At 58.9% G+C, this 22,754-nt stretch carries 23 protein-coding genes; 13 read left to right on the top strand and 10 right to left on the bottom strand.

What is annotated here, in order from left to right; translation table 11 throughout:
* Positions 1-15: 15 nt before the first annotated feature.
* From PHF39_RS07910 to PHF39_RS07890, 5 genes are all read right to left on the bottom strand, one after another.
* Complete coding sequence (locus PHF39_RS07910; protein ID WP_300222671.1) at positions 16-792, bottom strand: CBS domain-containing protein; 777 nt, start codon at positions 790-792, stop codon at positions 16-18.
* The gene (locus PHF39_RS07905; RefSeq protein WP_366144209.1) at positions 789-1,628 is read right to left on the bottom strand and encodes a CBS domain-containing protein; all 840 of its coding nucleotides are present in this window, start codon (positions 1,626-1,628) and stop codon (positions 789-791) included. The genes PHF39_RS07910 and PHF39_RS07905 overlap by 4 nt, the downstream gene beginning before the upstream one ends.
* 5 nt (positions 1,629-1,633) lie before the next feature.
* Complete coding sequence (locus tag PHF39_RS07900) at positions 1,634-2,575, bottom strand: CBS domain-containing protein (RefSeq protein ID WP_300222665.1); 942 nt, start codon at positions 2,573-2,575, stop codon at positions 1,634-1,636.
* Between the two features lie 86 nt (positions 2,576-2,661).
* On the bottom strand, positions 2,662-3,411 hold the full coding sequence (locus PHF39_RS07895; RefSeq protein ID WP_300222661.1) for a CBS domain-containing protein: 750 nt from the start codon (positions 3,409-3,411) through the stop codon (positions 2,662-2,664).
* Positions 3,408-3,974 carry a CBS domain-containing protein gene (locus PHF39_RS07890; RefSeq protein WP_300222658.1) on the bottom strand — a complete coding sequence of 189 codons (567 nt, stop codon included), beginning with the start codon at positions 3,972-3,974 and terminating at the stop codon, positions 3,408-3,410. Before PHF39_RS07890 ends, PHF39_RS07895 begins: the two co-directional genes overlap by 4 nt.
* 300 nt (positions 3,975-4,274) lie before the next feature.
* Between PHF39_RS07890 and PHF39_RS07885 the strand changes: the two genes are divergently transcribed.
* Positions 4,275-4,877, top strand: coding sequence for an Era-like GTP-binding protein (locus PHF39_RS07885; RefSeq protein ID WP_300222838.1), 603 nt, complete (start codon positions 4,275-4,277; stop codon positions 4,875-4,877).
* A 7-nt stretch (positions 4,878-4,884) separates the two neighbouring features.
* Positions 4,885-5,280: a Zn-ribbon domain-containing protein gene (locus PHF39_RS07880; RefSeq protein ID WP_300222655.1), complete on the top strand. Its 396-nt coding sequence runs from the start codon at positions 4,885-4,887 to the stop codon at positions 5,278-5,280.
* A gap of 21 nt (positions 5,281-5,301) precedes the next feature.
* Here PHF39_RS07880 and PHF39_RS07875 read toward each other — a convergent pair whose 3' ends face one another.
* On the bottom strand, positions 5,302-6,036 hold the full coding sequence (locus PHF39_RS07875; protein ID WP_300222652.1) for a hypothetical protein: 735 nt from the start codon (positions 6,034-6,036) through the stop codon (positions 5,302-5,304).
* A 215-nt stretch (positions 6,037-6,251) separates the two neighbouring features.
* On the opposite strand from PHF39_RS07875, the gene PHF39_RS07870 reads away from it, so the two are divergent.
* The 10 genes from PHF39_RS07870 (at position 6,252) to PHF39_RS07825 (ending at position 17,039) form a co-directional block, all read left to right on the top strand.
* The gene (locus tag PHF39_RS07870) at positions 6,252-8,342 is read left to right on the top strand and encodes a CHASE4 domain-containing protein (protein ID WP_300222649.1); all 2,091 of its coding nucleotides are present in this window, start codon (positions 6,252-6,254) and stop codon (positions 8,340-8,342) included.
* Between the two features lie 348 nt (positions 8,343-8,690).
* Positions 8,691-9,263, top strand: coding sequence for a BatD family protein (locus PHF39_RS07865; protein ID WP_300222646.1), 573 nt, complete (start codon positions 8,691-8,693; stop codon positions 9,261-9,263).
* A gap of 425 nt (positions 9,264-9,688) precedes the next feature.
* On the top strand, positions 9,689-10,147 hold the full coding sequence (locus PHF39_RS07860; protein WP_300222642.1) for a 30S ribosomal protein S15: 459 nt from the start codon (positions 9,689-9,691) through the stop codon (positions 10,145-10,147).
* A 21-nt stretch (positions 10,148-10,168) separates the two neighbouring features.
* The gene (locus PHF39_RS07855; protein ID WP_300222639.1) at positions 10,169-11,410 is read left to right on the top strand and encodes a DHHA1 domain-containing protein; all 1,242 of its coding nucleotides are present in this window, start codon (positions 10,169-10,171) and stop codon (positions 11,408-11,410) included.
* Positions 11,407-11,640, top strand: coding sequence for a KEOPS complex subunit Pcc1 (locus PHF39_RS07850; protein ID WP_300222636.1), 234 nt, complete (start codon positions 11,407-11,409; stop codon positions 11,638-11,640). The genes PHF39_RS07855 and PHF39_RS07850 overlap by 4 nt, the downstream gene beginning before the upstream one ends.
* 4 nt (positions 11,641-11,644) lie before the next feature.
* Entirely contained in the window at positions 11,645-12,250 is a 606-nt protein-coding gene (locus PHF39_RS07845) for a 30S ribosomal protein S3ae (protein WP_300222633.1), read from the top strand.
* Positions 12,251-12,362: 112 nt separating this feature from the next.
* Positions 12,363-13,787: an MFS transporter gene (locus tag PHF39_RS07840; RefSeq protein WP_300222631.1), complete on the top strand. Its 1,425-nt coding sequence runs from the start codon at positions 12,363-12,365 to the stop codon at positions 13,785-13,787.
* 312 nt (positions 13,788-14,099) lie between these two features.
* Complete coding sequence (locus PHF39_RS07835; RefSeq protein WP_300222629.1) at positions 14,100-15,335, top strand: 2,3-bisphosphoglycerate-independent phosphoglycerate mutase; 1,236 nt, start codon at positions 14,100-14,102, stop codon at positions 15,333-15,335.
* Between the two features lie 16 nt (positions 15,336-15,351).
* The gene (locus tag PHF39_RS07830) at positions 15,352-16,200 is read left to right on the top strand and encodes a polymer-forming cytoskeletal protein (RefSeq protein ID WP_300222627.1); all 849 of its coding nucleotides are present in this window, start codon (positions 15,352-15,354) and stop codon (positions 16,198-16,200) included.
* A gap of 2 nt (positions 16,201-16,202) precedes the next feature.
* A complete protein-coding gene (locus tag PHF39_RS07825; protein WP_300222624.1) occupies positions 16,203-17,039 on the top strand; it encodes a hypothetical protein in 837 nt (278 codons plus the stop codon).
* Positions 17,040-17,046: 7 nt separating this feature from the next.
* On the opposite strand, the gene PHF39_RS07820 is transcribed toward PHF39_RS07825, so the two are convergent.
* The 4 genes from PHF39_RS07820 to PHF39_RS07805 form a co-directional block, all read right to left on the bottom strand.
* Positions 17,047-17,253: a hypothetical protein gene (locus PHF39_RS07820; RefSeq protein ID WP_300222621.1), complete on the bottom strand. Its 207-nt coding sequence runs from the start codon at positions 17,251-17,253 to the stop codon at positions 17,047-17,049.
* Between the two features lie 82 nt (positions 17,254-17,335).
* A complete protein-coding gene (locus PHF39_RS07815; protein WP_300222618.1) occupies positions 17,336-19,432 on the bottom strand; it encodes a DEAD/DEAH box helicase in 2,097 nt (698 codons plus the stop codon).
* A gap of 7 nt (positions 19,433-19,439) precedes the next feature.
* Positions 19,440-20,249 (bottom strand): MarR family transcriptional regulator, encoded by an 810-nt coding sequence (locus PHF39_RS07810; protein WP_300222616.1) that lies wholly within the window; start codon positions 20,247-20,249, stop codon positions 19,440-19,442.
* Positions 20,233-20,763, bottom strand: a complete 531-nt coding sequence (locus tag PHF39_RS07805; RefSeq protein WP_300222613.1) for an ArsR family transcriptional regulator — start codon at positions 20,761-20,763, stop codon at positions 20,233-20,235. The genes PHF39_RS07810 and PHF39_RS07805 overlap by 17 nt, the downstream gene beginning before the upstream one ends.
* A gap of 39 nt (positions 20,764-20,802) precedes the next feature.
* Here PHF39_RS07805 and hypF point away from each other — a divergent pair.
* The coding region (hypF, locus tag PHF39_RS07800; RefSeq protein WP_300222836.1) for a carbamoyltransferase HypF at positions 20,803-22,754 on the top strand (1,952 nt) is incomplete at its 3' end.

Below are 22,754 nucleotides of genomic sequence, written 5' to 3'. Positions count from 1 at the left end.
AGGGAGATCCGGCTTTTAGAGGGCGTTCACAAGCGAGCGCCGCGTCACAACGCCTGCCAGCTTCCCCTTTTCCATGACGGGGATCGTGCTGATGTTCTTTTTGAGCATCGTTGCAACCACGTCGGCAACCTTCGTCGTCTTCTCGACCGAGATGAGGGGGGTGCTCATGATGTCCTTGACAAGCAGGTTCCGGATCCGGTGGTCCTGGTGGTTTCCATCCACCTGCTTCCGGAACTCCCGCATCGCAACTGCAACATCGGTCTCGGTGACGATGCCGGTGTACTTCTCGTGCTCGGTCACGATGAACCGGGTGATGTTGTCATCCATCATCCGGCGCCGGAGGTGGACAACGCGCTCGTCCGCTTCGATGGTCACTGCCTTCTCGATGGCTTCATCAAGGCCGTTCTCGGGCGGGTACTTCTTTAAGAGGTCGCCGGCACTGACCTGCCCGATCAGCTTGTGATCGGCGTCGTAAACCACCACCAGCTTGTACTGCTGCAGGAGGGGGATCAGGACGTTGATACTCTCATCGGGATAGACGCTCGTGAAGTCCTCTTTGACAACGCTCGCCACGTGGATAGCGGTCGGGGCAATACCGGAGTTCTGTTTGCTCCCGAGCTTCTCCGCTATCGCCTGGCGCGATACCGTGCCGACCACCGTATTGTTGTTGACCGCGATCAGGGGGTCGAGGCCGGCATCCAGCATCTTGTCGAGCGCTTCGGTTATCTTGGCTGATTTTGCTATGGTTGTGGGCTTTGCCATTACGTCTTTGATAAAAACTTCTTTTGTCATTTCGCCACTTCCTTTATGATATCGTCGCGTTTCAGTATCCCAGCAATGGTACTTTTGTCCATGACAACAACGCTGTTGACATGGTGTTTTTCCATCAGTGCAATCGCGTCCGGAAGAGGGGTGTTTGCGTCAACCGTGATGACAGGGCTCGTCATCAGGTCCTCCGCAGCCACCGGGGGGATGACCATCAGGGTCTGCCCGGCTTTTCCGGCCGCTGTCCCGCGTCTCCGTATCGTTATGTCTTTTCCAACCACACCCGAGATCTTCGGTTCGTCTTCGTAGAAGGCAAGGTTGGTCTCGGTGATGATCCCCGCAAGGGTGCCGTCATCGTCGAGAACCAGGACCTTGTCGTGTCGTTCGCTCATCACGCCGACCACATGGTCGAGCGAGTGGTAGCGGCTGACCGTTGCCACATCCTCCATCACGTCCTTAGCCGGGCAGTCCAAGGCCCGGACAAGGGCGGATTTCATCAGATCGGTCTTGGTCACGATCCCCGCCACCGCACCTTCATCCACAACGGGGAAGCAGCTGATGTTCTCTCTTGAGAAGATCCGCGCGATCTCCCGTACACCGGTGTCAGGTGCGACAACAAGGGGCTTTTCAGTCATGAGCGCTCCCACCGGTATCCGGTCAAGGGGGCGGCGGCGCCAGGCGGGTTCGCCCTGCCGGAGGCGGTACGCGATGTCCTTCTTGGTGATGATGCCGGCAAGGTTCCCCGCATCAATCACGGGCAGGCGGGAGATCCGGTGCCGGACCATCAGGTTCCGGGCATGGGCGATCGTTGCGTTGGGCTCAACAACGAACACGGTGGTCGTCATTACATCGCGCGCCAGCACCGCCTTCACCCCCCGGAAAACGCCCGTACCAGGTCGAACTCGGTGACGAGCCCGACAAGCCGGGAGTCCTCGATGACCGGAAGTGCCCCGATGTTCTTTTTGAGCATCTCCTGTGCCACCTGGTTGATGGTCTTCTCCGGGCTTGTGGTGAAGAGTTCCCCGGCAATCAGGTTCCTGACGGGGAGCCCTGTCACTTCGGCGACATTGCCGGTCACCATCTTCGAGAACACTTCCCGGCTCCCGAGGTAGCGCATGATGTCGGTTGCCGTCACGATCCCGTACAGCACATCGTCGCTCACCACCGGCAGGCGCCGGAAGCGGTGCTTTGTCATGTCACGCGTCACCGTTGCAATCGGGCAGTCCGGGGCAGTGACCCTGAGTGAAGAACTCATGATGTCCTCGACATGCAGCGGGCTCCTCCCCGAAGCAAGCACCGACAGGACATCGCGTTCCGTTGCAATCCCGAGAAGGACGCCCCCCTTGTCCACGATCGGCAGTCCCCCGATCTTCTTTGTGGTGATTACCTCGACCGCATCGAGTATCCGGGCATCGCTCCCGAGCGTTGCGGGCTGCGGTGTCATGATCGTGCGGATTGCCTCGTTCACAGCGGCAATCAGGTTGCCGTTGTGCCGCACCTGGACCAGCTGGTACTTGTCTCCCCCGCCCAGGAAGTTGATGATGTCACCTGACGTGACAATCCCAAGCAGCCGCTTCGTGCCTGCATCGGTCACGGGAAGCCGGCGGAACCCGCATGCCGTCATCTGCTCCACCGCCGCCATGATGCTCTGCGTCTGGGGCAGCGATATGACATCGCGGGTCGCGATTGCCATGATCTCTCCTTCCTGTTCCGCGATACGGGAATTGAACTCCACCGGCCCGCGGTCGAGTTTTCCCTGCATCTTCAGGAGCCGGTTGCCCTGTTTTGTGGTCCGGCCATTCTGGTGCATCCATATCCTCCAAAAATCTAATTATTCTCTACGTTCCGGGGAAAACCATCCCGGTTTTTTAGCATGTTCAGGCCACATCCTTCCCGTTATGCAAGTGCCGAAAGGACATCGTGGCGGTTGACAACCCCGACCAGCTGGTCCCTGTCAACAACCGGCAGGAGGCTGACATCGCGCATGACGAGCAGTTCCGCAGCGGTGCTGACCGGCTCCGCGGGGGAGACCGAGACCACGTCCCGCGTCATCAGGTCACCGGCCGTCGCGCTGCTGCGCTGTGCAATTGCCGACCGTGCACGGGAATGACTGATCAGGTCGCGCCGGGAGATGACCCCGACAACCTTCTTCTTCTCCACCACGGGGAAGGCCGCAAATCCGCTGTCCATGATCAGGGTGTATACCTTCTGGATACTGTCAGATGGTTGTGCTGATACAATCTTCTTTGTCATGTACCGTGAGACCGGGCCATGAAGCTTGTTTTTCGATATGATGACCGGGAAGATGTCGGCAAGGAGGACACCTCCGGCCACCTGCTTTTTGCCGGTGACAACCGCGACGCTGTCCGTACGGAACTGTTTCATCATCCCTGCCACCTGTTCAACCGTGTCGGCCGGGTTTGCGACGGGGGCATCCCTGACAAAACCCTCGACGGTCACGTCCGATTTGGTCGCGGTCACCCGCAGGCCGTCCGTGATGTCAATGTACCCGAGGAGGCCTTTCTTTGCATCCACGACATAGACTTCACGGAACCGGTCATCACGCAGGATCTGCCGTGCCTTTGTTATCCGGTCGCTCGGTTTCAGCACAGGGATCTCGACGATGAAATCCTGTGCTGTTTTCATCTGAGGTTTTCCTCCTCCCGGCAGGAGGGGCAGAGCATCACGTTGTCCACCCGCTTCAGATCATCAGACATCTGGCTGCAGTGGGCGCAGATCCCCTGCTCCACGATCTCCTCACGGTTGATCTCGATGATGTCGTTGAGGAGCTCGTTGAGCTCGTTGGATACGGTAAGGAGGTCCCGGACGGTTACGATCCCGATGACCTTCCCCTCCTTGTCGACAACGGGAAGCCTCCTGACCTTCCGCTTCACCATCATCGTGGCAGCGTCCACTACCGTCTTCTCCGCACTCACCGTAATGAGTGGCGTGCTCATGATATCGGATACACGTACTGTGCTGGGTTTCTGATCCTTTGCCACCACTTTGCAGGCAAGGTCCTCCTCGGTCACGATACCAATCGGCTTCGTGTTCTTGAGGATGATGACGCTCCCGACTTCCTCGGTGCACATGGCCCTCGCGGCCTTTGCCGCGGTTGCCTCAATACCGATCATGATCGGGTTCTTCCGCATCACTTCCCTGACGGGGACATGGGTCTCCACCCGGATTGTGTTGTTTGTCTTTTTCATGAGTCACCTCCTTGAAGTGCTTTTGCTGATGATTACAATTAGCATACTCCCTTCCCCTTGTATAAATACAATTTGGCCGTTGCAATCCCTGATGCGGCACAGTAATACCGGGCATATCCTGCCGTCGGTGGAAAGGCTCCCGGGACGAGAAACCTAATAACCCTCCTGTCCAAACAGTAGTAGAGACACTATGGTGATCCCTGTGTACGGGCTGTTCCCGGTCACATCGTTCTCCTGTCGAGGTGGATAGTGAAGATATTTTCTCAGACCTTTGGGACAGTCAGGAAAAAATTCTCCGGTATGTTAAACCGGTTCTTCAAGAAGAAGCGGACCCGTATTGGCATCTACGGTCCCCCGAATGCCGGGAAGACCACGCTTGCAAACCGCATTGCCCGCGACTGGACCGGGGACGCGATTGGCCCGGTCAGCGAGATCCCGCACGAGACACGGCGGGCGCGGAGAAAGGAGGGCATCATCATCTCCGGCGCCAACGGCAACACGGTGACGATGGACATTGTCGATACGCCGGGCGTCACGACAAAGATCGATTACCACGAATTCCTCGAGTTCGGGATGGAGAAGGACGAGGCGATCATCCGCGCCCGCGAGGCAACGGAAGGTGTTGCCGAGGCAATGCACTGGCTCCGCGAGGATATCGACGGGGTCATCTACATGCTCGACTCCACCACCGACCCGTTCATGCAGGTCAATATCATGATGATCGGGATCATCGAGGCCCGGGACCTGCCGGTCATCATCGTGGCCAACAAGATCGACCTCCCGGACGCGGCGCCGGCCCGGATCCGGAGCGCCTTCCCCCAGCACCCGGTGATCGCCATCTCGGGCCTTGAAGGGAAGAACGTAGAAGACCTGTACGAGACCATGATCGAGTATTTCGGGTGATTCTGGAATGCCGCACAAGTGCACGAAATGCGGGCGGGAGTATAAGGACGGGTCCACCGAGATCCTGAAAGGGTGCGAGAGCTGCGGCGGCAAGAAGTTCCTTTATGTCAAGGAGGAGGAGCTTCACAAAGATGTGCTCGAAGAGAAGTCGATCGATGAGATAGCCGAAGAGAGCCACGAAGAGGTGCTGGAGGTCATCGAGCCAAAAGAGAAGAAGCCGGTGGAGATGTACGACCGGGTCGAGACCATCCGGATTGTTGCCCCGGGGTCCTATGAGCTCAACCTCGAGAAGATGGCAAAAACCGACGAGCGGGTTGTCAGCGTGGGAAAAGAAGGGTCCTATATCATCGACCTGATGTCCATGGCTGACGATACGAAATACAAGAAGAAGAGACGGCGCTGATCCGGCCAAAAATATCTTTTTTTATCGCGTTGAAAGTTCGTCACGGATACCTTCGTAGGGAGCCGGAAGGCCCAGTTTCCGGAAGAATGCATCGGTGAAGATGACGCTGTTGACAATGGCCCATTCCGCGCACCCGTGACCCAGGCACTTGTCGGGAAAGAACGGCTGGTTTTTTGCAGCAAACGGGTTTATGGCGAATTTTTTCGCAAGAATCCTCCCGAACCGTTCGCTGGTGGTCTCCGCTTTTTTAGGATGCTTCCCCTCTCCGATAACGATCCACTCCCGCTTGTAGTGCATGAGATAGTTGCGGATCTCGATCAACTGCCGGACATTTGAAAATGCCGCATCATCTTCATCGAACGGGGCCGAACCGGCAATCGCGAGGATCTTCTGGTAGCGGGTGATGAGGGGGGCACGGTCGAAGTTCTTCTCGTTCTTCCACCCGTCCGCGATTGTTTTGAGGACCGCCTCGTGCTGCTCTTCAGCATAGAAGTAAGCACCATCCGCGGCATCCGCGTGCAGCTCGTTGATGGTGGACTCAAGGAACGCAACCGTCGAGAGGATCGCGTTGAGCACGAACGCCTCGTGCCGGATCACCTGCTCCTCGGTGAGGAAGTCCTGCCCTTTCTTTTCCTGCTCGATGCCATACCCGAGCCGGCAGAGCACTGCCGCCGACTGGATGTACCGCACCGAGAAGCAGTCGCGAAAGCGTATCGCGGATTCCTCGTCCGGGGATTCAATCGGGATCCTGTCCATCGTTAATGATCCGTTTTGCCTGCGGAGGGTAAAAAGGTGGAGGAAGATGAGCGGGCAATCGCCTGTGGGGGAGTCCGTACCGGAGTACGTCACTGCCCTGAATGCCGGGTGAAGATTGGCAACCGTCAGGGATTTATTCCGCCACGGATATCTATAGCTGTCAATAGTCAGCCCGGGTTGCTCCGGGAAACGATAGCAGGGGAGAGCATACCCGGATGGACCTCAGGACGAAACTGTTGCTTGGGATCGGGATTGCTCTCGTTTTTGCATTTTCGCTGGTTGCCCTCTTTTCCGCCATTTCGATGGAGGCAAGTTACAAGAAACTGGAAACCATCGAGATGGAGGATGCCGCCGCAACGGCACGGAGCGCCATTGAAACCGACCTGAAGAACAGTTTTTCGACAGTCCGTGACTACTCCGTCTGGTCGGAGACCTACCGCTTCATGGAGGGTGAGAACCCGGGGTGGATAACCGAGAACATGGGTGCGGACTTCTTCTCCCGCTTTCCTCTGGACCGGGTCCTGATCTTCAACCGGACCGGCGGCCTCATCTTCTCCATGCAGTACAATCACACCGCCCACATAATCGAACCCGCTTCCGGCACCTACATCAACGATATGAAACGGTTCAACATGGCGATGAATACCCTCAGCTTGCAGAACGGGACGTACGGGTTATTGGAGACTTCCCCGGAGCCGGTCATTTTTTCCTCCCACCCCATCCACATGGACGATGGTGGCGGTCCTGCGGCAGGTATTCTCCACCTTTCACGCCGTATCAATGGGGCTTATCTCTCCGAGCTCTCGGAGCGCACGGGTGACACCATCTCAATCGTTGCTGCAACAGAGATCGCGAACAACGCCACCTTATCCGGAGTAAAAGCACAATTCGCAGCCGGAAAACAGGTTGCTGTGGAGGCATCCGGCAGTGACTTCGTGAGCGCATATATCCCGCTCGGCGACCAGGAGCAGCCGGCAGACTATTACCTTGCCGTAACAAGCCCGCGAAGTATCTACCAGACGGGATTGTCCGGGATTGCCACATTTCTTACCAATATCACGGTTGCCGGTATCTTCCTCACGCTCTTCATCCTTGTCTTTGTCGACCGGATCATCCTCTCGCGGATCAACACGATCATCCGGTCGGTGAAAGAACGGGGAGTCAGCGAAGAAGGAGGGGATACGACCGTATTCCGGGAGGGCGACGAACTTACCCGGCTTGCCGTATCCATCGATCCGGTCTTTACCGAGCTTGCCGCTTCCCGGGAAAAGATGGCAGAGAGCGAGGAGCGATACCGGATGCTGGCTGAATCCGCGCAGGATATTATCTTCATTATCGACCGAAACGACACCGTCACCTATCTCAATGACTTTGCAGCAAAGGCATTCGGCCTGCCGAAGAGCGCAATTGTCGGCAGACCGCGGTCCGATCTCTTCCCCGGGCCCACGGGTGAGCGCCAGTCGCTGGACCGGATCCTTGCTACCGGAGAACCCTTCAAGATCGAGGGCAGCCTCCCGCTCCCGACCGGAGAGATCTGGCAGGACACGCTCCTTGTCCCCCTCCGGGACACCCACGGGACGATCAAAGGCGTCATGGGCATCTCCCGGGACCTCACCAAGCGGAAACAGGCCGAGGATGCCCTGGCAAACGCCCACCATAAACTCACCCTGATCTCGACCATCACCCGCCATGACATCTTAAACCAGCTCACAGCGCTTGCAACCTACCTCGAGCTCTCGCGCGATTATGCCGATAACGACACGGCACGCGACTTCATCGAAAAGGAGCAGCGGATCGCTGCCCTGATCGACCGGGAGATCAATTTCACGCGGGACTTCGAGGACGTGGGCGCGGGCGTCCCGGTCTGGTATAACGTAAACGCAGTGATCTCCGGGGCAAGCCGCATCCTGCCGACCGGAAAAGTCACGGTGGAGATCGGTTTTTCCAACATCGAGATCTATGCCGACTCGCTCCTCGAAAAGGTCTTCATCAACCTCATCGACAACGCGATCCGGTATGGCGGGCCGGGCCTGTCCCGTGTCCGCTTCTCTGCAGAGGAACACGAAGGCAGCCTCGTGATCCGGTGCGAGGACGATGGCGTCGGCATCCGCCCGGAGGAGAAGGAGCAGATTTTTGAGCGGGGCTACGGCAACCACACCGGCCTCGGGCTCTTCCTCTGCCGGGAGATCCTCCATATCACGGGCATCACCATCACCGAGACCGGGACCTTTGGTACCGGGGCACGGTTCGATATTGTCGTGCCGCCGGGCAAGTGGCGCAGGACCGGACAGGACGCTCCCGCGTGAGGGGGGCAAGGCGCCCGGCCTGCTCGATCCCGTACCCGAGCCGGCAGAGGAGTGCCGCAGACTGGATGTACAGGACCGAGAAGCAGTCCCGGAACCTGATTGCCGATTCCTCACTCTCTATCTCAAGAGGGATCTTGTCTATCACGTACCACCATATTTTCCTGCAAGGGAAAAAAGGGTGAGGAATATTGTACAGGGATTGATTCCAGTATATAACCGGACCGACTGAATAGTTTTGATCGTGAGTGGTCCGGAATAAAATGGGAACACTTATCCAGCCTGATTAAAAATGTAGCACATATGAACGTTTTTATGAGACAAATATTATTTCCCGCTCTCTTTGCGATCATGATCATCTCTGCAATTTTTGTTGCGGGATGCACCAGTGAGCAACAGACGGCAATACCGGCCACTACCCTTCCCGTAACATCGCCCGTCCAGCCGGTATCGACCTCTGGTGCAGTGGATACCCAAGACACGGGCATCGTCCGGATCACCGAAACGGCATCCACCCTTCCGGTCACAATCCTCACCATAACACAAGCCGTTCAACCGGTATTGGCATCCCATGGAGATGAGGGAAAAGATTCCAGTATTATCTGGATCACCAAGACCGTCTCAACCACAAGGACAAGTGTCGGGGAAAATGTGATTGTTAACGTTACCCTGAAAAATGATACGAGAGACACGGTCACCGATGTCAAGTTCGATGATCCGGCTCATCCATCAGGTCTGACCGGCTCCACGGCCACGGGGACGCTTACTGAGCTTGGCCCGGAAGCTCCCTTCATCACGACCTACCAGATTACCGCAGATAAACCGGGGAAATATACCCTTGGTGCAATAACCGCAACGTTCACCGGTGCCGATGGTAACACCGGCAAGGTCACCTCAGATGCGGTAACCATCACCGTGGTATAATCCTCACTCTTTTTTCATCGATCAGACACAGATTATTTCAGATTTCCCCGCAGGTTCATGGCCGGAAGCCGCGCCGAGCTGACGATCTCGATATCCGGCTCTTCATGGTATTCCTCTGCTGGATAGCGGGAGGTTGTGTGCCATACGTGGTGAGACTTACGGGCAGACACGCCCCAGACTGATCCGGAATCCGGAAGGGCAAACAGTGCCTACTGATTGTGTGAGGCTACAGGATTTTCTCCCGTTCCTTTTATTACCCCTCCCCGCCAATAGTAAGCCAGCACTGTTCAATGTGCTGACAGATGTAAGTCCGACGTGCGACCACCGCACTGCCTGAACATGGCTTTGGGATTACAGAGAGTCAGTAGCAGAACCTGCACTGCACTTTTCTGGACTTACGTTCGTCTATTCAAGGAGGCTACACCATGGCACGAATGCACGCCCGCAGAAGGGGCAAGTCATGCTCTGTCCGCCCCTACCGGAAACAGGCGCCCGCCTGGTCAACTGCTGACCCCGCGGCGATCACCAAGATCATCCTGGACCTCCGGAAGGAAGGCGTATCGAGCGCAAAGATCGGCCTGGTCCTGAGGGACCGGCACGGCGTACCCGACGTAAAGCTGGCAACCGGCAAGCGGATCGGGACCATTCTCCGCGAGAACAAGGTCGCAACAGAGATCCCCGAGGACCTCCGCGACCTGATGAGCAAGGCTCTTGGCATGAGGAAACACCTTGGCGAGAATAAGCGTGACCTGCACAACAAGCGCCAGCTCCAGCTGGTCGAGTCCAAGATTCGCCGTCTCGTGAAGTACTACACGTCGAGCAAGAAACTGCCCGCCGGCTGGGTCTACAAGCCGGAGAACGCCGAGATCCTCCTCTCCAGGTAATCCATCAGGAGTTCGTCCACCATGTCCGTGTCGCTTGAATCCCAGGCTGCAACCGTTGCAGCACAGATCCGCAGGCAGGAGTTCGTCGAGGTGCTCGCGCACCATGACGCAGACGGCATTGCAGCCGCTTCCATCCTCTGCCACGCGATGCTCCGTGCCGGTATACGGTTCCGGCTCCGGGTGCGACAGGACGTAACAGCAGCGGACATCACCGCTGAAAGTGCATACCTCCTCTGCGATATCGGCGCAGGCATAGCAGACCTCCCGAAAGCGACGATGGTGGTGGACCACCACCTCCCGCTCTTTACCGGGGAATTCCATGCCAACCCGCGCCTTGCCAATATTGACGGCGACCGCGAGCTTTCAGCAGCAGGGACCGCGTACATTGTTGCCCAGCAGATGGGCGACAACCGCGACCTTGCCGGCCTCGTTATCCCCGGCATCATCGGGGACGGGCAGGAGATCCGGGGCAGGAACCTTGCGATCTTCAATGAAGCGATCTCGAACGGGATCATTGTGCCGGACCGGGGCTTACTGCTCCCGGGCCGGGACATGGTCGAGCGCTGGTATACCGCAACGCACCCCTATCTCGACGGGATCAGCGGCGCAGAGCAGCTCATCGCTGACATGATCGATGAGTCCCGGGATATGACCAAGGGCGACGAGCCGCTCCGGCTCGACACGCTGGTCTCCCGCGTGGTGCTCGAAGCGGCACCGAAGGCCACCCTTGCCGGTCTCGAGAGCATCTGGGGCGACACGTACCATCTCCAGCGCGAGGTGATTGAGGACGCCCATGCCCTCACCGCGGTCATCGATGCCTGCGGCAAGACCGGCAACGGGGACATCGGCGCTTCGCTCTGCCTGCGCTCCTCGCACGACATCGACCGTGCATGGGAGATTGCACGGCAGCACCGCGTCCGCATCATCGATGCCGTGAAGTCCGCGAGCCCGTACGAGGGGATCGCAGGGGTATTCGAGGTGAAGGACACGAGCGTTGCAAGCGATGTTGCTGACATCCTCTGTCGCGATATCCCCGCAACCTGCCCGGTGCTCGTCTTTGCAAAGACCTCGGGCGGCAGCCTGTGCAGGATCTCCGCACGCAATCCCGCGGGATGCACCGTTGAACTCGGGCCGAAGGTCCGGGCCATTGCGGAAGCCTGCGGCGGGAATGGCGGCGGGCATACGCTCCGGGCAGGGGCAACCATCCCCTGCGACAAGATCTCGGAGTTTGCACAAGGATGGCGGGAGGCGGTTGCAGCATGATGCAGGTCGAAGGAACTATCACGACCCTGCACAGCAACGCAGCCTGCGTTGCCGCGGCGCTCACGCCCGACAACTTACGCAGCATGGAGACACGGGCGGAAGAAAGCCGGGTCGTGACCACGATCACGGGCACACAACTCCGTTCGGTCATTGCATCCGTGGACGATTATCTGATGAACCTGGCAGTGGCAGAGGACGCATGTTCTCTCACCGCGAAATCCGACAGGTGATACTATGGCAAAGAAGAAACAGGTAGGAAGAAGAGTTGAAGGCTGGAAGGCCAAGAGCTGGTTCAAGGTGCACACCCCCGACAACCTCGGCAAGGCGTACATCGGCGACACCATTGCGAACGATGCCGACAGCGTTGTCGGCCGCATCATGCACGCAACGCTCGGCGAGATCACAAACGACTACGCCAAGCAGCACATGAAGATGAGCTTCAAGATCAACACCGTGACCGGCGACTCGGCATACACCGAGTTCGTGGGCCACGAGGTGACCCGTGACTACCTCCGCTCGCTCGTCAAGCGCCGGAGCTCCCGCATCGACACCATCGTGCCGATCACCACAAAGGATGGCAAAAAGGTCCGCCTTACTGTCTGCACGTACACATTCGCCCGTGCCAACCTCTCGCAGGAGCACGCGATCCGCGGCGAGATCATGAAGGGCATTGCCGCACAGGCAGGCGCATGGGACTTAACCACGCTCCTCACAGGCATCGTCTCGGGCGAGATCTCCCGCGATCTCTTCAAGGCTGTCAAGACCATCTACCCGACCCGCCGGGTTGAGGTTATCAAGTCCAAGGTCGAGCCGGTCGCAGCACCGGTCGACACCTCATAATATTATTCTCTTTTTCTGGAATTCGAGGCCGGCTACGCTCAGGGCTGGCCAGGTACCCCTTGCTCCGGCACAACGAATCTTAATGAGATTTCCCGTCCAACAAAATAGTCTCATGTCCTACATCATCACCGATCCCGTCCGGCAGAAACTCCTGCTCGGTGCAGTATCCCTCGGCGTTGTGATGGACGGAGTGGACGGCTCGATCGTGAACGTCGCTCTCCCGACCATGGCCACGTACTTCGACACGGATACCGGGACGATCGCGTGGGTGATCATCACCTACCTGCTGATGATGGCGGGGCTCCTCCTGGTCTTCGGGAAGATCGCAGACCAGGGACGTGCGAAATTTCTCTTCCTCGCCGGGTTTGCGGTCTTCACGATCGGCTCGACAGTCTGCGGGGTTGCCCCGTCGTTTGAGGTCCTGCTTGGCGCACGGGCCCTGCAGGGTACAGGAGCTGCGATGATCGCTGCTGTGGCCCCGCTGCTCTGCATCCGCTACCTCCCAAAGGATATGCTCGGGACTGCATTCGGGGTTATCGCCGCAGCCGCTTCGATCGGGTTTGCTGTCGGACCGGCAATCGGCGGGGTGATCACCCAGTACCTCTCGTGGCACTGGATCTTCTTAATCAACATCCCTATCGGGATCGTGGGCGTCCTCTTCGCGTCACGGGTGATTCCGGCCGATGAAGCGGACCGGGGACGTGGCGCGGCATCGTTCGATTACCCGGGCGCCATCCTGCTCTTTGCCAGCATGGTCTTCTGGGTCTTCTCTCTTGAGGAACTGCCTGCCCGGGGCGCAGCGGATTCGGGGATCCTTACCTACGTGATGCTCGCCCTGGTCTGCACGGCCCTGTTCGTTGCCCGGCAACTGACAACAAAGGACCCGTTCCTGAACATCCGGATCTTTGCATCCTGGCAGTTCTCGGCAGTCCTTGCAGCGTTCCTGCTAATCAACATCGTCTTCACGGGCATCCTGTACCTGCTGCCGTTCTATCTCACAAGCGGCATGCAGTTCGACCTCATGACCTGCGGTCTCCTCCTGCTGGTCCCCCCGGCCGTCATCGCCATCACCAGTGTCCCGTTCGGGAGATGGTCGGACAAGACCGGGCGCCGCCGGCCGTTCGCCATCATCGCCTGTGCCATTGTTGCCGTGTACAGCGCGTATTTCACGGTCGTCTCCCCCGAATACGGCATTGTGCCGCTCCTGTTCGGCTTCATCCTGATGGGGCTTGCGTTCGGGATCGGTTCCGCGCCTGCGTCAACCAGGATCATCGAGAAGGCACCCAGGGGCGAGGAGAGTACCGCGTCCTCCATCGTGATGACCATCGTCTATTTCGCCGGCATGCTCGGGACGGCATCCTATGCCGCGATCTTCACGCTCGCCACAAGGGAAGCCGGAGCCGTTGTGGACTTTGCCAGTATCAGCTGCGCAACACTCGTGTACGGGTTCCAAGTTACCGTAGGAGCCGGGCTCGTCCTTGCGGTCATCGCGGTCATCCTCTCGGCCATCGTGCCGGACGCTGAACGATCAGCCTGATCCGTACTATGCATGCTGTACCGTGTACCGGTGTGACCGTGAATACGGGCCACACCCTGCCAGACCATTTTCAATCGCAATAAAATGGTGTCAGGTAACGAGGCGATCACAGGGTATTGAACTTACATAACTATTGAACAACATACAATTTTTCTGCGTGTCTGTAGTGAGGGAGCCGGCCGATCAACCAGGAGCCGCTGAAATAACAAGCAGGGTCCCGGGGACGATTGAAAATTTTTGGCGGATGGCATCAGGATATTCTTCCAGAGGGAAGAAACCATATTACCCCTCCCGCCCAACCATTGCACAAGAATGACCGCGAAGAAAATCCTCTTCATCGTCCTTGACGGCATCTCCGACCGCCCCTGCCCGGCGCTCCGGGGCGGGACTCCGCTCTCCATGGCGAAAAAGCCCGTCCTCGACAAGCTCGCTGCCGAAGGGATCTGCGGGATCATGGACACAATTGCCCCCGGCATCCGCCCGGGCTCCGACACCGCCCACCTCGCCCTGCTCGGCTATGACCCGTACAAATATTACACTGGCCGGGGCCCGCTCGAATGCGTCGGCACCGGCATCGACATGAAGGCGGGAATGATCGGCTTCCGGTGCAATTACGCGACCCTTTCTCCCGAAGGGATGGTCATTGATCGGCGTGCGGGGCGCATTCACGACACGGAAGCGCTCAGCAAAGCCATCCAGGAGGGCATTGATCTCCTGAAGTTCGGTGTCAGGGTTACGTTCCGGTCCGGGGCCGGTCACCGGGCTGCCCTTGCTCTCGAAGGCGAAGGTCTCTCCCACTGTGTCTCCTCCAATGACCCGAAGAAGGAAGGCGTCGCTCCCCTGAAAATCACACCACTCCGCAAGGGGAAGAAGGAAGACAGGACTGCAGCGATCTGCAACGAATTCGTCAAACAGTCCACGAAGATCCTCTTCGACCACCCCATCAACCAGGCGCGGGCAGAACAGGGCCTCGCCCCGGCAAACATCGTCCTGATGCGGGGCGCCGGGGAGATGGGGGACTTCGAGCCCTTCCAGAAAAAATACGAACTGTCGGGATCGGTCATCTCGGCGGCGAGCCTCATCACCGGGATCGGGAAAGCAGTCGGCCTCCCCCATATCGAGGTTCCCGGCATCACCGGCTCGCAGAACAGCAACATTGCCGGTAAAGTTACAGCTGCGATCAAAGAACTTGAAACAAAAGACTTTGTCTTAATGAACATCAAGGGCGCCGACGAGTCCGGCCATGACGGGATACATGAGCAGAAGAAGGCGTTCATCGAGAAGGTCGACCCCCTGCTCGAATCCCTGCTGGGCCTTAAGGACACGATCATCATTATCACCGGTGACCACTCGACCCCTTCGTGCATCAAGGACCACTCCGCCGACCCGGTCCCCGTTTTGATCCGGGGCGAGGGCGTCCGGATGGACGATGTTGTCCGGTACGATGAGTTCAGTTGCGCAAAGGGCGGCCTTGGCCGGATCCGGGGAGTTGACCTTTTACCAATAGCCCTCGACCTCATCAACAAATCGCACAAGTTCGGGGCATAACCCCTCCCGGAGACCCATGAAAGAACGATCCGCACAAGACTGGCACCGGCACTGCCTCCTCCCCGATGGGACAGAACTGCAGGAGCACAGCCTCAAGACCTCGCGCGACATTGTGGTGGGGGAGTCCTGCCAGATCGACTACGGGCTCCGGGGCAACGACGTCTTTGTCGGCGAGTCCTCGAAGATCCGCGAGTATGTCTGGGCAGCCCGGGACACACGGATCGGGAACTGGTGCGAGATCGGAAGCGATGTTATCGCAAAACGGGACGCCTATATCGGCGAGGGCGTGAAGATCTTCGGGAAACTGGAGGTGAACGGGGCGCTTGACATCGGCGAAAAGGTCGAGATCGTTGACGGGTTTTCTGCAAAAGGCGACATCGCGATACGGAATCCGATGCCGGTCTACATGTTCATCATCATCTACTTAATGACCCTCCTCCATATCGAGAACGAGAAGGAGCTTGACCGTATTCTCGACGATCTCTTCTCGGACGAGGATGAGGAGAATCAGGAGGTCCCGCTCATGATTCCCGCCCGGTCAAAACTGAACATGAAGGTCTTCTCTGTTCCCTCGACCATGAAGATCGGGAAAGGGTGCCGGCTGCACGGGAACATCCGGGCAGGGTCCATCGATGTCCAGCAGGACACGGTGATCTTCGGCAGCCTCCGGGCAAAGAACCGGATCACGGTGGTGGACGGCGTCACGGTCCATGGCAACGTGGAGAGCGGATCGACTGTGTTCGTGAAACGCGGGGCCCGTATCCTCGGCGATGTCAGGGCGAAGTCGCTAGTGCTTCACGAGGACGCAAAGATTGACGGGACTATCGAGGCGCCGCACGGGATGCGGATCGAGCGGGGGGACTAAGGATGAAGGCAGCGGAGATCCTGGGTGTTGACGATATCGTGTTTATTGAGCCGCAGTTTTCGGTCCTCGCCGATCCGCGGTACAACGATACCCTGACCCTTGCGGGGGGTGACGAGGGCCGGTTCCTGCTGGACGAACAGGAGGAACCCCTTGCCCTCGCGTTTAAGCACGGCGACTGCTGGGTCACGGGGTCGTTCCTCTTCAGGAACCCGACAGCCCTCTTAATCGAGAAGTTCGAGAACGTAAATGGGGAGATCTACCAGGAGGACCGGGCTGTCTGGGCTGCGGCTGTCAGGGAATACTTCAGCCTTGCCCTCAGGTCAGAGGTATCCCCAACAATCGAAGATCTCAATCCCGGACGGCGGAGCATCCTGAAGAACCTGATCGAAAAGATCTGGGGCAGGGGGAACGGCACCCCCTGCATCGATGCCTGCTGCGGGTCTGGTGTCGGCTCACTCGTGCTTCGTGACCTTGGCTATACGCCCCTCTCGTTCGACAACGACCCGTCGCTCCTCTCGCTCGGCCTCTCGACCGGGCGTCTCCTGCCGGATGAGACGATGTGGATCGATGCTACGACCGTCTCGCAGTTCACCCCTCCCGTCCCCCGCGGGATCGGGATCATGATGGGCGAGATCAACTCATTCTCGCAGGAGATGTGGGAGCAGATCGTCTCCGAACTCTTCGCGGTAACAGAAGAAACCCTCATCACGGTGGGAACAGAGCCCGAGGCCCGAATAATCCGCGAATGGGGCGAAGGCATGGGAAGGACGGTGGAGATCAGCGAGAACCCGGCCGACCCTATCTACGATATCTGGGTGTGCCGGTCGAAAAAAGCGTAAGAGGTTTTCATTCTTCTTTTGGCGGCTGGACGCGTTTTAACCGCTCGCGGACACCGGGGCCGCTCTCCTGTGCATCGAACGGCGGGGTGCAGGACCGGATCCCCCGTTTCTTAGCAAACATGATGCCTGCATCAAGATTATCCGGAGTCAGGGTGCGGGTGAGATATTGTATATCCTTCTGGATCGCAGGTTCCTCCTCCTTTGGGGTTGTCATGGAAAACCATTGGGCAGGCCAACCATATAATGCTGATTGATCGCCGGAATGGGCGCTGGTTGTCCTGGGATTCCCGTCTTTGTTACCGGCGCCTTCGCCCGTGCTGTCCCCTCTGCGGCTTCTCCTTTTTTGGTTCCTTCACCTTGCCGGGATCGGGCTTTACCTCCTTCTCCAGCTCGCCGCTCTCCAGCTCCGCGATGATCTCCACCGGGTCGTCCATAGTCTTTGTCAGCCGGACGATCTCAAGCAACCGCTCCATGCCGATGAAGTGCTCGGCCATGACGCGGGCAAGCGGCGTCATCACGAGCTTTGTGCCATGCTTCTCGACAAGCCGGTTGGCGATGAGGTCCGGCAGCACGGGCTCCATGCTCCCGACCATCATGCTGTTGATCCGGTTGAGATCGGCCTCTTCGCCCCCGCAGGCAACCGCGTTTGCCACGTACTCCTCGGAGCTCTGCTCGAAGTCATGCTCGGGGGCAACCTCCTCCATCTCCCCTTTCAGGAGGCGGATTGCCACTTCCTCTTCCGTCCAGGGGCTCTCCCTTGAGTAACTCCCGCCGGGTTCTGCCAGGATAACAACACGGCCGAGATCATGGAAATCCGGCCGCCCTGCCCGCCCGGCCATCTGGTTGAATTCCTGCACAGAGAGCCAGTCGCGACCCATGGCAAGGGCATCGAAGATCACCTGCGAGGCCGGGAAATCGACACCGGCCCCGAGCGCTGCTGTCGTGACTACGGCCATCAGTTTTCCCTGCAGGAACCGGGTCTCGACATCCCGACGCTCCTGTGTGCTCAGGCCGGCATGGTAGGCCGCCGCCCGCATGCCAAGGGCGTCAGCGATGGTGTGGCAGCGGGCCCGCGCATTCGTGAAGATGATGGTCTGGCCCCGGTAGCCTTTCGAGGACGTACGCTTGTATTCCTCGGTTGTCATCTGCTTGATGGTCGGGATCTTCTGCTTGCGCTCGACGAAGAGGAGGTAGCGTTCGAGCCCCACCGGACGTTCCGCGTACTGGACGAGCTTGCAGTCCAGCTTCTTTGCCAGAATCTTCGGGGACCCGATGGTTGCCGAGAGGTAGAGGTACTGGGCCTGCGGGCAGAGGTACTTCAGCCGGGCGATCATGCCGTCGAGGCGGTGGCCCCGTTCGGGGTCCTCGAGCATCTGCACTTCGTCGATCACGACGGTTGCGATGTTCTTCATCTTCTCCCCGCGCCGGATCATGTTGTCCACGCCCTCGTAGGTCCCGACGATGATCGGGGCCTGCGGGTTCCGGTCCCCGACTTTTCTTGTCTCGGGAAGGTTCAGCCGGCTCACACCGGTCAGAAGCCCGGTCTTCGCAAATTTCGCGTACCGCTGCGTGAACCGCTCGTACTTCTGGTTCGCGAGGGCCACGAGCGGGACTAAAAAGAGCGTCCTGCCCCGGCCTTCGAGATAGTTCTTCAGCCCGGCCATTTCACCGATGAAGGTCTTCCCGCTCGCCGTCGCCGCCACCACCAGCAGGTCCTTTCCATAGAGCAGCCCTGCCTCGACAGCAAGCTGCTGGGCTGGCATCAGCTGTTTCACCCCGCAGGCATCCATGAACTGCCGGGGGAGGGGGAGCTCGTTGAGCGGGGCGGTCGTCATCACCGGGTGGGCCTCGAGTTTGTCGAAGAGCGCCGCACCCATTGTCATCTTCTCAGGGTTTAGCGTTGCAAGCACCCGGTCCAGGTTCCGGAACTGGATGAGAAGGCTCTCAAGGTGCTTGACCCCATCCCGGCCAAGCCGGCCCAGGTGGGCGACCTCGCGCCGGAGCTCGCGCCTGCCGCAGTCCAGGCAGATCTTCTCGTTCTTCCCGAACTGGACGGTGTTGTTGGCATCGAGCTGCGTGAACTTCTCGTCAAGGAGGCACATCCGGCAGGCATCGACCGTGCCGGACTTCATCTGGAAATCGGCAAGGAATGTCTCGAAGCGGTGGTCGCGCTTCACGAGCAGGATATCCGCTTCGCGCAGATTCGCGACAAGGTCCTTTGAGGGCGTATGCCGGTACTCCTTTTTTGTCCCCCACTTCACGCGGTACCTGGTGGGCCGGGGGCCGCGCGGGGTGTCCTGCAGGTCGACGTACCCGGCGCCACGCACGTTCCTGCCGTCGTAAAAGAGCAGCTTGTAACTGTCGCCTTTCTGGGGCTGGATAATAATCTTCATGGCCGGTTCACGGGGCGATCAGGTCGTGGATCACGTACAAGAGCCCCACGCCTTCCAGCCGCTTCAGAAAATCCGTGAACTCCTCGTCCACGACCACGATAGTGCAGTCGATCCCGTGGAACGCAGCCTCGATCACGCCCTCCCGTGCGCCAAAAAACATGTCCGGCTTCCTGTCGGTTGCATTCAGGGCGATGAACGCCTCGAGGCCGACCGCACCGACAAAACCGGCTTTTCCGATAACGTCCAGGAGCTTGTCGCGCTTCACCTTCCGCGAGCCCCCGTGCTGGATCCGGGGCACCTTGCAGACATGGACAACGCCTTCGTGGTGGTCTATGATCCCATTCAGCCGTGCGATCCCGACGTCTTCGTCCTTCTTTGCATCCGCGATTGCCGACCCGGTTGCCGCCGAAGGCTTCTTTGCGGCATAGAGAAAGCCGTCCTTCATGTACACGCCGACTTCGTCGCCGGCCTTTACGTTCTCGGCCGCGATTGCGGTCCAGACCGAGACCTGCTGGATGATGTCGCGCCGGATGTGCCGGGCATAGGACTCAAGTGACTCGGCGTTGGCGAGGACCCACTCGATACCCGATTTCGTGACCTCGTAATTGCCCCTGCCGCTTGCCGATACCATGCCTTCGTCCACGAGCTCGCGGATGTACTCGGAGATCGCCTGCGGGGTCACGCCCAGCTTCCCGGCAATCTCCTGCTGGCGCACGGCCGGCTGGTGCTCGGCGATCTCGACAAGGATCTGGAGGCGCGAGACCTCGCGCTTGCTCCGTAGGATAGAATAGAGGGGGTCCTTAACGCCCGGTGTCAAGCAGCACCAGCCCCTGTCCCTTCACGTCCATATGCGTGATCCGTTTGGCAAGGCCCTTGATGAATACCGGACTGACACTGAATTTCCGGGAAAGGTCGTTGATGGAACTGTTGCCCTTGTTCAGTTCCTCCTCGATATTCTCCACTACCGCCCGCAGGTTCTCGTCGTTGGAGAGCGCGATGTACAGGATATCAGAGAGATCGGAGAGGTTGCACTGGAAGTTTGCCCGGAACTTGTTGTAGGTTGCACGGAATTCCTTCTCGGGCTTCTTGCCAGGCTTTGGCATCCGCCACTGCTCCTCGACAAGGTTACCTTTCTTTAAGATCTGGAGGCAGAGCGGGACGGAGTCTTCGTCGATGTGTGACCGGATCTCATTCTCGGTCATCCACGACTTGTTTAAGAGTTCGTAGACTTTCTTGAAACTGGGGTCGTTGAATGTCATCAGGAGAGGGACCAGCTCTACTGGATCGTTAACGATGCGAATATGTCCCGGCACGGTGAAAACCCTATACATATATCCCCGCGAGCATCAATAAATTTTTGCGGCATGACCATGCAGAAATCGGGCAGGATCACGGTCAGGGGAATTGTGCAGGGTGTCGGGTTCCGCCCGTTCGTGTATGCACAGGCGCTCAGGCGGGGGATTTCCGGCACGGTCAAGAACCTCGGAAGCGAGGTGGAGATTGTTGCCCGCGGCAAGCCGGAGAAGTTCGACGCATTTCTCTCTGCCGTTTCCCGGGGTCCCCCGCTCTCCCGGATCGACTCCGTTGAATGTACCGGGACAACTGCCCCGATTGCAGAAGGGTTCGTGATCCTGAAGAGCGGTTCGGGTTCCTTCTCCGGCATGATCCCTCCCGATATCGCGATCTGCGACGAATGCATTTCAGATATTTTCCAGAGCGGGGGACGGTACCATAACTACTGGGCCACCTCCTGCGTGAACTGCGGGCCCCGGTACAGCATCATTAAGGAGATCCCCTATGACCGCGAGCGGACCTCGATGGCGGAGTTCCCTATGTGCCCTACCTGCGCAGCGGAATACCATGACCCACACTCCCGGCGCCACCATGCGCAGACGATTGCATGCGCCTCCTGCGGGCCGGAACTCACACTTTCCGACAAGCTCGGCTACAAAGTCGCATGTTCAGACCCGGTAAAGGAGGCATCCGGCCTCCTTGACGCGGGATTCATCCTCGCGATCCGGGGGATCGGCGGGTTCCATCTTGCCTGCGTGGAGGAATCAGCAGGAACGCTCAAGCACCGGCTCGGGCGGATCGAGCAGCCATTCGCCGTCATGGTCCGGCCGGATTATCTCGACCGGCTCGCCATCGTATCACCGGAAAACCGGGCCCTCATGGAAAACCCGGTCCACCCCATAGCGGTGCTGGAGAAGCGCGACCCGGACGCCCATGCCGGGATCAGCAACCTGCATACCATCGGCTGCATGCTCCCCTACACCGGTCTCCACCACCTCCTCTTCTCCCAGCTGAAACACCCGCTCCTGATCATGACGAGCGCAAATATGCCGGGCTACCCGATGATCACGGAGATCGACACTGCGATGGCAAAACTCTGCCGGGATGCTGATTTCTTCTTAACCCACAACCGGCAGATCGTGAACCGGTGCGACGATTCGGTGGTGCGGGACGGGTACATCATCCGGCTCTCCCGCGGGATTGCACCGAAACGGACGGCAATCGATCTCGGGAAACACTGCATCCTTGGCGTCGGCCCCGAGCTGAACGCTAATGCAACGATCTACAAGGATGGCTTTGCCGTCACATCTCCACACGTGGGAAATGTTCGGAACCCGGCAACGCTCGAATACCTTGAGGAGACGGTCAAAAACCTCCAGCGGATCCTCGGGGCGAAGTTCGACGTGATCGCCCATGACCTCCACCCGCAGTTTCTTTCCACCCGGTTCGCACGCGAGATCGCCTCCGAGCACGGCCTGGAACTGGTCCCCGTCCAGCACCACCGGGCCCATATCGCGGCAACAACCACGGAGCCCTGCATCGGTATCGCCATCGATGGCGTTGGATACGGGGATGACGGGACGGTCTGGGGCAGCGAGATCTTTGCCGGGCAGGTGCCGGATTTGCGGAGGGTCGCCCACCTCGAACCGGTTCCCATGCCGGGTGGCGACCTTGCAACAAAGTTCCCGGAGCGGATGCTCTACGGCATCCTGCCGGACAAGCGGATCGGGGCTCTCCTTGCATCCCGGGGATGGTCGGACATCGAACGGGGTGTGCTCCAAAAACAGATTGCATCGGGCTTTAATGTGACGCAGACCACGAGCACCGGCCGTGTGCTCGACGCTGCAGCGGCCCTGCTCGGGATCTGCCGGGAGAAGACCTATGACGGTGAGCCGGCCATGAAACTCGAGTCGGCGGCAGCCGGGGGACATGCGGAGAAGTGGGATCTTCTGTTTGCCACAAGGGACAACTGCGAGATGCTCTCCAGCCGGGCACTGGTTGAGACAGCGCTTGCACAGATGGATGCATC

This window comes from Methanoregula sp. (genome assembly GCF_028712425.1).
Lineage (GTDB): Archaea > Halobacteriota > Methanomicrobia > Methanomicrobiales > Methanospirillaceae > Methanoregula.
The sequence above is the reverse complement of the archived record's forward strand: the minus strand, read 5'-3'. Positions and strand labels throughout refer to the sequence as shown.

What these genes read in the sequence shown, in the direction of transcription:
- PHF39_RS07900 (WP_300222665.1), bottom strand. Translation starts at nt 2,575, where the DNA reads ATGCACCAGAATGGCCGGACCACAAAACAGGGCAACCGGCTCCTGAAG.
- PHF39_RS07835 (WP_300222629.1), top strand. Translation starts at nt 14,100, where the DNA reads ATGACCGCGAAGAAAATCCTCTTCATCGTCCTTGACGGCATCTCCGAC.
- PHF39_RS07825 (WP_300222624.1), top strand. Translation starts at nt 16,203, where the DNA reads ATGAAGGCAGCGGAGATCCTGGGTGTTGACGATATCGTGTTTATTGAG.
- PHF39_RS07875 (WP_300222652.1), bottom strand. Translation starts at nt 6,036, where the DNA reads ATGGACAGGATCCCGATTGAATCCCCGGACGAGGAATCCGCGATACGC.
- PHF39_RS07840 (WP_300222631.1), top strand. Translation starts at nt 12,363, where the DNA reads ATGTCCTACATCATCACCGATCCCGTCCGGCAGAAACTCCTGCTCGGT.
- PHF39_RS07880 (WP_300222655.1), top strand. Translation starts at nt 4,885, where the DNA reads ATGCCGCACAAGTGCACGAAATGCGGGCGGGAGTATAAGGACGGGTCC.
- PHF39_RS07860 (WP_300222642.1), top strand. Translation starts at nt 9,689, where the DNA reads ATGGCACGAATGCACGCCCGCAGAAGGGGCAAGTCATGCTCTGTCCGC.
- PHF39_RS07865 (WP_300222646.1), top strand. Translation starts at nt 8,691, where the DNA reads ATGATCATCTCTGCAATTTTTGTTGCGGGATGCACCAGTGAGCAACAG.
- PHF39_RS07895 (WP_300222661.1), bottom strand. Translation starts at nt 3,411, where the DNA reads ATGAAAACAGCACAGGATTTCATCGTCGAGATCCCTGTGCTGAAACCG.
- PHF39_RS07845 (WP_300222633.1), top strand. Translation starts at nt 11,645, where the DNA reads ATGGCAAAGAAGAAACAGGTAGGAAGAAGAGTTGAAGGCTGGAAGGCC.
- PHF39_RS07910 (WP_300222671.1), bottom strand. Translation starts at nt 792, where the DNA reads ATGACAAAAGAAGTTTTTATCAAAGACGTAATGGCAAAGCCCACAACC.
- PHF39_RS07855 (WP_300222639.1), top strand. Translation starts at nt 10,169, where the DNA reads ATGTCCGTGTCGCTTGAATCCCAGGCTGCAACCGTTGCAGCACAGATC.
- PHF39_RS07890 (WP_300222658.1), bottom strand. Translation starts at nt 3,974, where the DNA reads ATGAAAAAGACAAACAACACAATCCGGGTGGAGACCCATGTCCCCGTC.
- PHF39_RS07820 (WP_300222621.1), bottom strand. Translation starts at nt 17,253, where the DNA reads ATGACAACCCCAAAGGAGGAGGAACCTGCGATCCAGAAGGATATACAA.
- PHF39_RS07815 (WP_300222618.1), bottom strand. Translation starts at nt 19,432, where the DNA reads ATGAAGATTATTATCCAGCCCCAGAAAGGCGACAGTTACAAGCTGCTC.
- PHF39_RS07830 (WP_300222627.1), top strand. Translation starts at nt 15,352, where the DNA reads ATGAAAGAACGATCCGCACAAGACTGGCACCGGCACTGCCTCCTCCCC.
- PHF39_RS07885 (WP_300222838.1), top strand. Translation starts at nt 4,275, where the DNA reads ATGTTAAACCGGTTCTTCAAGAAGAAGCGGACCCGTATTGGCATCTAC.
- PHF39_RS07805 (WP_300222613.1), bottom strand. Translation starts at nt 20,763, where the DNA reads ATGTATAGGGTTTTCACCGTGCCGGGACATATTCGCATCGTTAACGAT.
- PHF39_RS07850 (WP_300222636.1), top strand. Translation starts at nt 11,407, where the DNA reads ATGATGCAGGTCGAAGGAACTATCACGACCCTGCACAGCAACGCAGCC.
- PHF39_RS07870 (WP_300222649.1), top strand. Translation starts at nt 6,252, where the DNA reads ATGGACCTCAGGACGAAACTGTTGCTTGGGATCGGGATTGCTCTCGTT.